Genomic DNA, 10,171 nt, shown 5'->3' on the forward strand with positions numbered 1-10,171 from the left:
AAGGCAGCGCCGCCATACTATGCATACTTCCTTGCTGCGGTTGTATTGATTCTTGCTGCGGCGTATGTTATAAAGAAATATCTGAATGATGATGATGAAGCGCCGCAAAACGAGCAGGTTCCGGAACCAAAAGCAAATTATTCTGTGCCTGCGCGAGTCGCATCCCCGAAAAAGATTGTTTCAGGGGACGCGCGAGATACACAACTTCAAAATCCTGCTGCCAAAAATGACGATCTCGGCGACATTGAAAAAAGGCTTGATGAGATTAAGAAGAAGCTGAAAGAATGAATTATTGTCGTATATACTCGACAATAAATGCAATTAATTGTCTATCAAACCTTTATATAGATACAAAATCAATCTAAAAGCATGATAGATGACTCAATAAGAAGATGGAATGTCTGGTGGGCAAATCCGGATGCTCTACAAAGCATGGCTGGCATAAATAGAGAAATAACCCCGAAAATATCAGAAATGGGCGGCCTGCGCCACATAAAAGACTTGATAGGCGTAAGGAGATCCGGCAAAACTACTGTGATGTATCAAATAATAAAAAATCTGATTGAAGAAGGCGCAAACGCAAAAAATATTACTCTTCTGAATTTCGACGACCCCGAAATAAACTCCTTGCCGCTTAACGAGGTTCTGGACGCTGTTGAAAAAATAAATCCCAACATAGAGTATTTGTTTTTGGACGAAATTCAGCAAAAAGACGGATGGGAGAAATGGGTGCGGGTATTTTACGACACAAATAGGTTCAAGCGCATATTTGTTACCGGTTCCTCGGCATCAATTCTTTCAGAGGATATTGGGCGGGTTCTTACCGGAAGGCATTTGACTTTTGCCGTATTTCCATTTTCCTTCAAGGAATATTTACAATTCTCAGATTGGAAAAATTTTGATCCTGACTTTCTTGAATATAACAAAAATAGGCTGAAGCATCATCTGGAGTCATATATAAACGGAGGAGGATTTCCCGAGACTCTTGGAAAAAATGAATATGAAGCAAAGGCCATTCTAACACATATATACAATGACATTTTGTCAAGAGATATTGTATCAAGGCACAATGTTTCGTTTGAAACTGCGAGGAAAATAAGCTACTTTCTTCTAAGCAATTCTTCCAAAGAATTTTCTTACAGGAAAATCGCCGGCGCCCTTGCCATAAGCGTTGAAACGGCAGAAAAATACGTAAGCTATCTTACAGAATCTTTCATGCTGATTACCCTAAATTGTTTTTCGTTTAAAATTCCGGTCCAGTTCAAGCAGAATAAAAAAGCATATTGTATCGATACGGGCCTGAAAAACGCAGTTTCTTTTAAGATTTCAGAAGACAAAGGAAGGCTGTATGAAAATGCGGTTTTGGCAGAACTAAAAAGAAAAGGCAAAGAAGTCTATTACTGGAAAGATGAGAAAAAAAGAGAAATTGATTTTTTAGTAAAAGAAGGCGAAAAAATAACTGAATTAATTCAAGTATGCTGGAATTTGGGCGACAAAAAAACCAAAGAACGAGAAATAAACGGCTTAATAGAAGGAATGAATCAATTTGGGCTTAAAGGCGGGATAATCATAACGGAAAATTATGAAGGAAAAGAAAATATTGACGGAAATAAAATATTCTTCATACCTTTATGGAAGTGGCTTTTGGTACATCTGATTTGAACTACGTATAAAGACGGCTTGAAAAGATTAGAAAGAAACTAAGGGAATAAAATATCCATACGATAAAAATCATCTTCTATATATACATAAATTCCCAATAATACGTCATGATTCAAAAGAAAAATAAGGAAATTAAACAGGATAAACTGATTCTTTGGTTCAGCGAAATACGAAATACCGACGTCGCTGTTGTTGGCGGAAAAAACGCTTCTCTTGGTGAAATGTACTCAAACCTGACAAAAAAAGGCGTTAATATCCCTAACGGATTTGCAGTTACTGCTCAGGCTTACAAATTATTCCTTAAAGAAAGCGGCATCGAAAAAAGGATGCGCGAAATTCTCTCGGACCTTGATGTCGGAAATCTAAAAAATCTCCAAGCGCGCGGAAAAAAGGTGCGAAAAACAATACTTGCAGCAGAATTTCCGGCAGAACTGAAAAAAGAAATAGCTGCATCATACAAAACGCTCTGTAAAGAATACGGACCCAACACTGATGTTGCAGTGCGCTCATCAGCTACAGCAGAAGACCTTCCGGACGCAAGCTTTGCAGGCCAGCAGGAAACTTACCTCAATATCCATGGCGTGGATGCTCTTCTTATCGCAGCAAAAAAATGCTTCTCATCGCTTTTCACAGACCGCGCGATATCCTACCGCCATACAAAAAAATTCGGCCAGTTCGCAGTATATCTTTCAATAGGCGTGCAGAAAATGGTGCGCTCTGACCTTGCATGCTCGGGCGTAATGTTTACAATAGATACTGAAAGCGGATTCCGCGATGTGGCACTTGTCACAGGCTCATACGGCCTTGGAGAAAACATTGTGCAGGGGCGAGTGGATCCCGACCAGTTCTATGTGCACAAGCCAACGCTAAGACTTGGCAAAAAGCCGATAATTTCGCGCGTGATTGGAAGCAAGGATGTGCGCATGATATATTCAAACAACAAGTCAAAGCCCACAGTAAATGTAAAAACATCTTTGCAAGATGCCGGAAAATTCTGCATAACAAACTCGGAAGTCCTGAATCTTGCGAAATGGGGCTGTATAATCGAGGACCACTACAAAAAGCCTATGGATATAGAATGGGCAAAAGACGGAAGAACCGGGAAGATCTTCATTGTTCAGGCAAGGCCGGAAACAGTTCAATCACGGCGCGATGTAAATGTTCTTGAGAAGTATTCGCTCCTCCAGAAAGGAAAGATTCTTATCACCGGTTTAAGCGTAGGCGAAAAAATCGGCGCTGGAAAAGCAGGTGTGATTAAGGATGTCAAGAACATCAACCAGTTCAAAAAAGGCGATGTCCTTGTGACTGAAATGACAGACCCTGACTGGGAGCCAATAATGAGAATGTCTTCTGCAATTGTAACTGAAAAAGGCGGAAGGACATGCCATGCAGCAATAATTTCAAGAGAGCTTGGAATACCGTGCGTTGTCGGAACAGGCAACTGCACAAAAGTTCTTAAAAGCGGCAAAATGATAACAGTCTCATGCGCAGAAGGCGAAGCCGGGTATGTGTATGAAGGCGCGCTTAAATTCAATGTGAAGAAAACCAACTTGAAAAATCTGCCTGAGCTGAAAACAAAAATTATGCTAAATGTCGGAAATCCCGAGCAGGCATTTGACGATTCGTTCATCCCAAACGACGGAGTGGGGCTTGCGCGCGAAGAATTCATAATCATGTCGTACATAAAGGTGCATCCGCTTGCGCTTCTTAATTACAGATCATCTCGTTCCACTCGAAGCTTTTTGACCAAAGGTCAAAAATCCCTTGACGCAAAACTGAAAAAGGAAATAGATGACCTTACAAAAGGATATACTGACAAGGCGAAGTTCTTCGTGGATAAACTTGCAGAAGGCATTGGAACAATAGGTGCGGCATTCTATCCCAAAGACGTCATTGTTAGATTATCTGATTTCAAGACAAACGAATATGCAAATCTTGTCGGTGGCAGCGCGTATGAGCCAAAGGAAGAGAATCCGATGATAGGCTGGCGCGGCGCATCAAGATATTATGATGACAAGTACAAGGCTGCGTTTGCGCTTGAATGCAAGGCGCTGAAGAAGGTGCGCGATGAATTCGGGCTGAATAATGTCAAAATAATGATTCCATTCTGCAGGACTCCTGAGGAAGGTAAAAAAGTCATTGCGGAAATGGGAAAAAACGGCCTTAAGCAGCATGAAAACGGGCTTGAAATATATGTCATGTGCGAAATACCGTCAAATGTTATACTTGCAGACAAGTTCTCTGAAATTTTTGACGGATTTTCTATCGGAAGCAATGATTTAACTCAGCTGACTTTAGGAATTGACCGCGATTCGGGAATTGTAACGCATATCGCAAACGAGAAAAACGAGGCTGTAAAAAGAATGATATGCGCGGTGATAAAAGTTGCCAAGCAATATAAAAGAAAAATCGGCATTTGCGGGCAGGCGCCAAGCGATTTTCCGGATTTCGCGGAATTCTTGATTGAACAGGGCATCGACTCAATATCACTGAATCCTGACAGCGTAATAAAGACGCGCATGATGCTTGGGGAAATGCAGAAGACACGGAATGGCGCGCTGGTTAAGAAGGTTTGCAGTTGATGCATATTGAATAACGCCGATGCCTAATATGCAATGGCACATTTCATGAAAGAGAAATGGCTTTAAAATGTGAGGGGCGGCTAATGAAATGCAGGAGATTGGAACTAGGGGATATGGCGTATGGTGTCATTATAGAGGATGAAGGAAAGAGACTTATAGCGAACTGTATGGGATTCAGGGAATGGTGGAACCCAAAGACAAATAAAATTATGCATGGACTGATGCCGCGTGATGAAGATATAGGATATATAAAAAAGGCATATGATTATGGAATATCAGAGATAAAAGAAATGGAACAAAAGATTGAAAATGGAGAAGTACCGTTTAAAGTGAATATTATCGAAAGGATAAACATTATGGTTGTGGGTAAAACGATATTACTGAAGATGTTGAATGAAAGAAGGAATTTTTGGGTGGAATGGAAGAAGGACTATGAAGAGAAATTAGGTGGGGGTATAGACACTCCAATTACATTTAAAGTATTTCTCAAGGCGCAAGAAAGATTCAGAAAATCAAAAAACCTCGCGCAACATTAATTAATCTTTGCGCGAAATATAACAAGTGAATTCTATGGCATCTGAAAATATTTTCGAAAAAGCATTCCAACGCCTTGAAAAGGCGATGAAATACGTCGAAATCAGCGACGATGCGCGCGCAATTCTGTCCGCGCCAAAAGAAACCTTATCATTCTCAATACCGGTTCGCATGGATTCCGGAAAAATTCAGGTATTCAACGGATACAGAGTTCATTACAATGACGCGCGAGGCCCTTACAAAGGCGGAATACGATACCATCCGAATGTTTCGCTTGATGAAGTCATTGCGCTTTCTTTCTGGATGGCATTCAAATGCGCTGTTGCAGACATTCCTTACGGCGGCGCCAAAGGCGGCGTAGTTATAGACCCGAAAAAGCTTTCGCGGGCAGAGCTTGAGCGCCTGAGCAGAGGGTATATTCGCGGAGTCTATAAATTCATCGGCGTTGATACTGATATTCCCGCGCCCGACGTTTATACCAATGCAGAAATCATGGGCTGGATGATGGATGAATACGCACAGATATATGGAAAGCAGATTCCGGGAGTCATAACCGGAAAGCCAATCGCTCTTGGCGGCTCACTCGGACGCGACGATGCAACAGCAAGAGGCGGATTCATAGTTATGAAAGAACTTGCGACAATTCTTAAAATGGAGCCAAAGATTACGCGAGTAGCAATACAAGGATTCGGCAATGCAGGAGCTCATTTGGCGCGCCTTATGCATAATGCCGGATACCTCATTGTTGCAATAAGTGATTCAAAAGGCGGGATCTATAACAAAGAAGGCCTTGACATAACTGTTGTGGAAGCGCATAAAGAAAAAACTGGCAATGTGCAGAACGTTCATGGTGCAAAAAATATCACAAATGAAGAGCTGCTTGAAGTCGAATGCGAAATACTTGCCCCTTCTGCACTTGAAAATCAATTGACTAAAAACAATGCTGCAAAAGTAAAAGCAAAAGTAGTGCTTGAGCTTGCAAACGGACCCACAACTCCTGAAGCTGACGAAATACTTACGAAAAAAGGCGTTTTGGTTGTTCCCGACATTCTTGCAAATGCAGGCGGTGTAACTGTAAGCTATTTCGAATGGGTGCAGAACCGCGAAGGATATTACTGGACACTTCCCGAAGTGCATGAGCGCCTTGCAAAGAAAATGACGTCTGCATTTCACGGGATTTATGAGCTATCCGCGCGCGAAAAAATCGACATGAGAACTGCGGCGTATGTTATCGGGTTGCAGCGGCTTGTAAAGGCGATTGATGCGAGGATTTAATTATGTTTCTTTTGATTAATTTCAATTGCTGGACGAAGTTTAACTGAAATTACCCGTAAAATAGCGGCGAACTGAAGAATGATCCCGATAAACATTATCAAAAGCCCGTTTGCCATTGTAAATATTGGGGTGAAACACAATTGAATTACATTAATTGGTGGTGGCAATGCAAATGGAAGTTCACTCATACTATTATTATGATATTGTCTCATATGATTATAAATCGCTCTATTCACAAACTCCCGTGACTGATTGAATATGTACCTCATATCTGAATTAGGAATCGCATTTTCAGCAATACATGAAACATCATATAGTTTTGGTGCTGTTGCACAATTCGCAGAGCACATACACCTTAGCGTTATCTGCAAAGCTAAAACCGAGTCATTCAAAATTCTTGCGTTCAACGCTAAGATTTGAGCAAGAATTTTGGCATATATAAATCTTATGCAGCGGCACCTATAGTTTTGGATAAACAAAAAAATCATACCCTCCTTTCAACATCAGAACGGTTCCAGAAAGATACAGCAAAAATATGAAAATCATTGAAAATCTGCTAGAGAATTTATTGTTTTTAAAAGAACGCTTTTTTGGATGTTTCATAGCGTTATTTGTATATTTGCGTATATAAAGATTCTAGTAATGCATAATAATTATTTCTTCGCTTGCGCCTCTGCCACATTATTTCGTTTCCGCATCATCAACCGGAAACGAATTTAATCCGTCTGCAGTAAGATATATTATTAGCGCGTCCTCAACAGCGGTTTTCAAATCCCTACTTGAGATATAAACCTCGTTGGTTTCTGCATCCTGCTCAATGTTCAATGACTGGACTATTTTATATATCTCCCGGTATGCAGGATCCACAGATTCTTTATGAAGTGCCTTAACAATCATGGCTTTTTGAAAAAGGCGATGCGGCTCTCCTGTTTGTGTATCAATCATTCTATACGAATCAAAAACCATATAGCCATTGCCGGTTTTTTCGTAATAAAAATGCATATCATGAAATCCCTTGGCCACGAGCTTTGACCGCAGCTCGACAAACAAAACAGCAGCGCTCTTTAAATCCTCCCTGACTTTCTCGATAATCGGAATGACTATCGTTCCCATAATCGCATTATACACAACAGGATTTAAGACAAGGCTCTGCCGTATTTTGTCAGAAAGGCATTTTATGCGGATTAGATGGCCTTCTTCTGTAAAAGAAATAAGATTTGGAGCTTCAAAATGCCCTGGGTCCGGCACAAATTTATATGTACCTTGAGCGAAAAATTCAGGAAAGGTGAGGCGCACACCATATCTTTCAAAGCCTTCGGTCGACCTGTTAATCTCGCTCATTTCCATGCACCAGTTATATATTTGTAGCTTATGATTATATATTGTTTTTAAGCCGCGTATTTGTTTCAATAATCGCCCAGTAATTATTTCCTTCCCGCCACGCTTTATTTACTTTCAATTCAGCTTTTTTCGCAAGCATTTCCAGCTCAGCCTTGCGAAAGAGATGATAAAACCGCGGATGTTTTGAGGGTTTGGAGCCCTCAAAAGCTTCGAGTGAAGCGTTAGCGGAACGAGATGATTCATTATTCCAGCCCAGCTGGATATCCGGGCTTTTTCTTTTTTTGAATTTTTCCTGCTCAAACGCCCAGACAGAAACAAAGAGTTCTGATTTTGAAGCGCGCGCAATTTCTTTCAATGCCAAAATCCGCTCTTTTTCTGCCTTAAAATGATGAACTACTGCAATGCATATCGAATTATCGAATGCGTTTTCTTTAAATGGAAGCGCAAGCACGTTTCCAAGAACCCAAGGCACGCCTGTCTTTTTCTTTGCGATTTTCAACATATTTTTTGAAATATCGATACCAACTGCATCTAATCCGCGCTTTTTTGCCTCGATGATGTGCCTGCCATTTCCGCAGCCGATATCAAGAACAAAACTCTGCTTCGGCAGCTTTTCAAGAAAATCAGAGACCTCTTTCCAAGGAACTTGGCGCGTTTTCGAAAACTCTTCCGCAAATTTGTCGTAGTCCGCTTTCACTGCATTGGGCATAAGTTATTATTCTTTAGAATAGATATATAATGCATGAACTGCGAAATCTGCGACAAGCGCGCCTCAAACATTGTGAAAATCAGGCTTGAAGGCGCCGTTATGAATGTCTGCGAATCATGCGCGAAACTGGGCGAACGCATTATAACACCCCCTGTTTTTGCTCCGAGGCACGAAAAAGTGATTGACTTCTCAAAAGAGGATATTGTTGAAAATTACGCATCGCTTGTGAAAAATGCGCGCGAAAGAAAGGGCTGGACGCAAGAACATCTGGCGCGCGAAATTCAGGAAAAAGAGTTTCTGATACCTCGGATAGAACAAGGGCGTATGCAACCGACAATATTCTTGGCGAAAAAACTGCAGCACGCGCTTGGAATACAACTGATTGCAATGGTTGCGCAAGGGAAAGTTGAACTTGAGAAATTGCAAAGCTCGGGATTTACGCTTGGAGATCTGATTAAAGTGAAGAAAAAGTGAATGGGAGCTTATGAACAAAAAAATCATTGTAATTGGGATACTGCTTCTGATACTTCTGTCATTTGCATTTATCGGACATAAAAATGCGCGGAATGCGCCGGGTGACGAACAACAAACTCCATGCGCTTCCGCACCTACCGAATACATGTCTCTATGCGAACAAAAAGTTGCGTGGCTTGATCAAAAACTTGTGGAGTGGAAGCCCGTTGAATACAAAGCGATGGATTTCGATGTATATCATGTATATGCAAGTGATAACATGTTTGTAAAAACAAATTCAGACATAGACGCTAAAATGCTCGATGCCATTTTAGAAGTGGATCCGGATACGGTTTTATTATATATCCGTCCCAAAGAATATTTTTCTCAAAAAGAAAGATACGATAAACTTATAAATAAAATACGCGATAGCGGGAAAAAGTTGTTTATCGGCGCCCGCTTCGACGATATAGAGATGAATTTTAACAGCTATGACAAAGCATTGAGCGATTATACGAAAAATATCATAGCTTTGATAAAACCTGATTATTATGGCATTGTTATTGAGCCGGAGACGATGGAAATCAAATATAATTTTGACGCGAGCGATGCAGACTGGAAAGGGTTAGTTGGAAGAATTGCAGGGTTATCCAAGCAATTAAGCCCAAATACAAAAACTGCTGTGGCGGGGCATAAAGAAGAGCTTAGTTTTTTGCGGATAGTTTCCGATATCAAAGATTTGGATATTGTCGGATTTGATATTTATGGCATGGAAGGAATTTATTCAGAATACTCCGGTTATTTGGGAAAAGGCGATGTGGTTGGAAGCGCAATAGATTATGCTAATTCAAAAGGAAAGGAAACATGGATTTTGGAAACATGGACATCGGCGATGATTACTTCTCAACAAACTGCCATAAGTGTTAAAGAATTTATGAAACCGATTGATGCCAAATGGTTGCGGCTTATGATTTATTACGCGCAAATGCATAATATGAAAGCCATCGCGCCGTTTTATACGGGGAAATTTGTTTATTATGGAAGCGATCAAAATGAATTTGTCTCGGCGTTAAACAATAAGCAAAGAACGCCGGCATTTTATGCCTATAAGTCGGTTATTGAAGAAATAAGAAATAAAAAGCAATCCGAAGCAAAGGACGGGGCAAATAGTATCGTCAATATCAATAAAGATGAAAGTATGCCGGATAGCAATAAGAAAGTAAATGATTGGATTGGGGAAGGCGCTATTTATGAAGTAAATATAGCCAGTTTCAGCACGAAAAAAACTTATTCGGAATTGACCGGTTTTATTCCCAAATTAAAATCGCTCGGGATTAAAACAATATATCTTTTGCCTATATGGAACTCAATCGAAACGCAAAAAAATAAAACATCGGGATACAGCCTCATAAATAGCGAGCTAAATCCCAATTATGGAACAGAAGAAGAGTTAAAACAATTAGTTGATACGGTTCATGCAAACGATATGAAAATACTTTTTGATCTGGTTATATCCTATCGGCCCGACACAAGCGTTGAATACAAAAATTCTCCTGAAATGTTTCTCCACAATAAAAATGATGGCTCTATATATAAGTGGAGGTGGGAATATTCA

Annotated in this window: 11 protein-coding genes; 8 read left to right on the plus strand and 3 right to left on the minus strand. The window is 40.5% G+C overall.

Features of this window, described 5'->3' with window-relative positions:
• From KKB09_01100 to KKB09_01125, 6 genes are all read left to right on the plus strand, one after another.
• Positions 1-288, plus strand: a 288-nt coding sequence (locus tag KKB09_01100) for a hypothetical protein (protein ID MBU4299790.1), incomplete at its 5' end; no start/stop codon positions are given.
• An 81-nt stretch (positions 289-369) separates the two neighbouring features.
• Positions 370-1,662, plus strand: coding sequence for an ATP-binding protein (locus KKB09_01105; GenBank protein ID MBU4299791.1), 1,293 nt, complete (start codon positions 370-372; stop codon positions 1,660-1,662).
• A 107-nt stretch (positions 1,663-1,769) separates the two neighbouring features.
• Positions 1,770-4,244, plus strand: a complete 2,475-nt coding sequence (gene ppsA / locus KKB09_01110; GenBank protein ID MBU4299792.1) for a phosphoenolpyruvate synthase — start codon at positions 1,770-1,772, stop codon at positions 4,242-4,244.
• 83 nt (positions 4,245-4,327) lie between these two features.
• Positions 4,328-4,780 (plus strand): hypothetical protein, encoded by a 453-nt coding sequence (locus KKB09_01115; protein MBU4299793.1) that lies wholly within the window; start codon positions 4,328-4,330, stop codon positions 4,778-4,780.
• Positions 4,781-4,814: 34 nt separating this feature from the next.
• On the plus strand, positions 4,815-6,053 hold the full coding sequence (locus tag KKB09_01120) for a Glu/Leu/Phe/Val dehydrogenase (GenBank protein MBU4299794.1): 1,239 nt from the start codon (positions 4,815-4,817) through the stop codon (positions 6,051-6,053).
• A 258-nt stretch (positions 6,054-6,311) separates the two neighbouring features.
• Positions 6,312-6,473, plus strand: coding sequence for a hypothetical protein (locus KKB09_01125; protein ID MBU4299795.1), 162 nt, complete (start codon positions 6,312-6,314; stop codon positions 6,471-6,473).
• A gap of 39 nt (positions 6,474-6,512) precedes the next feature.
• On the opposite strand, the gene KKB09_01130 is transcribed toward KKB09_01125, so the two are convergent.
• From KKB09_01130 to KKB09_01140, 3 genes are all read right to left on the minus strand, one after another.
• Positions 6,513-6,656, minus strand: coding sequence for a hypothetical protein (locus KKB09_01130; GenBank protein MBU4299796.1), 144 nt, complete (start codon positions 6,654-6,656; stop codon positions 6,513-6,515).
• Between the two features lie 78 nt (positions 6,657-6,734).
• Complete coding sequence (locus KKB09_01135; protein MBU4299797.1) at positions 6,735-7,394, minus strand: hypothetical protein; 660 nt, start codon at positions 7,392-7,394, stop codon at positions 6,735-6,737.
• Positions 7,395-7,428: 34 nt separating this feature from the next.
• The gene (locus KKB09_01140) at positions 7,429-8,103 is read right to left on the minus strand and encodes a class I SAM-dependent methyltransferase (protein ID MBU4299798.1); all 675 of its coding nucleotides are present in this window, start codon (positions 8,101-8,103) and stop codon (positions 7,429-7,431) included.
• Positions 8,104-8,136: 33 nt separating this feature from the next.
• On the opposite strand from KKB09_01140, the gene KKB09_01145 reads away from it, so the two are divergent.
• Together KKB09_01145 and KKB09_01150 are read left to right on the plus strand one after the other, a co-directional pair.
• Positions 8,137-8,577 (plus strand): TIGR00270 family protein, encoded by a 441-nt coding sequence (locus KKB09_01145; GenBank protein ID MBU4299799.1) that lies wholly within the window; start codon positions 8,137-8,139, stop codon positions 8,575-8,577.
• A 10-nt stretch (positions 8,578-8,587) separates the two neighbouring features.
• Positions 8,588-10,171, plus strand: a 1,584-nt coding sequence (locus KKB09_01150) for a hypothetical protein (GenBank protein ID MBU4299800.1), incomplete at its 3' end; no start/stop codon positions are given.

The sequence above is a fragment of the Nanoarchaeota archaeon genome (genome assembly GCA_018897155.1).
Lineage (GTDB): Archaea > EX4484-52 > EX4484-52 > EX4484-52 > LFW-46 > LFW-46.

Bases quoted from the DNA above. Each gene is read 5' to 3' on its own strand.
- KKB09_01105 (MBU4299791.1), top strand. From the start codon at position 370: ATGATAGATGACTCAATAAGAAGATGGAATGTCTGGTGGGCAAATCCG.
- ppsA (MBU4299792.1), top strand. From the start codon at position 1,770: ATGATTCAAAAGAAAAATAAGGAAATTAAACAGGATAAACTGATTCTT.
- KKB09_01115 (MBU4299793.1), top strand. From the start codon at position 4,328: ATGAAATGCAGGAGATTGGAACTAGGGGATATGGCGTATGGTGTCATT.
- KKB09_01120 (MBU4299794.1), top strand. From the start codon at position 4,815: ATGGCATCTGAAAATATTTTCGAAAAAGCATTCCAACGCCTTGAAAAG.
- KKB09_01125 (MBU4299795.1), top strand. From the start codon at position 6,312: ATGTACCTCATATCTGAATTAGGAATCGCATTTTCAGCAATACATGAA.
- KKB09_01130 (MBU4299796.1), bottom strand. From the start codon at position 6,656: ATGAAACATCCAAAAAAGCGTTCTTTTAAAAACAATAAATTCTCTAGC.
- KKB09_01135 (MBU4299797.1), bottom strand. From the start codon at position 7,394: ATGAGCGAGATTAACAGGTCGACCGAAGGCTTTGAAAGATATGGTGTG.
- KKB09_01140 (MBU4299798.1), bottom strand. From the start codon at position 8,103: ATGCCCAATGCAGTGAAAGCGGACTACGACAAATTTGCGGAAGAGTTT.
- KKB09_01145 (MBU4299799.1), top strand. From the start codon at position 8,137: ATGAACTGCGAAATCTGCGACAAGCGCGCCTCAAACATTGTGAAAATC.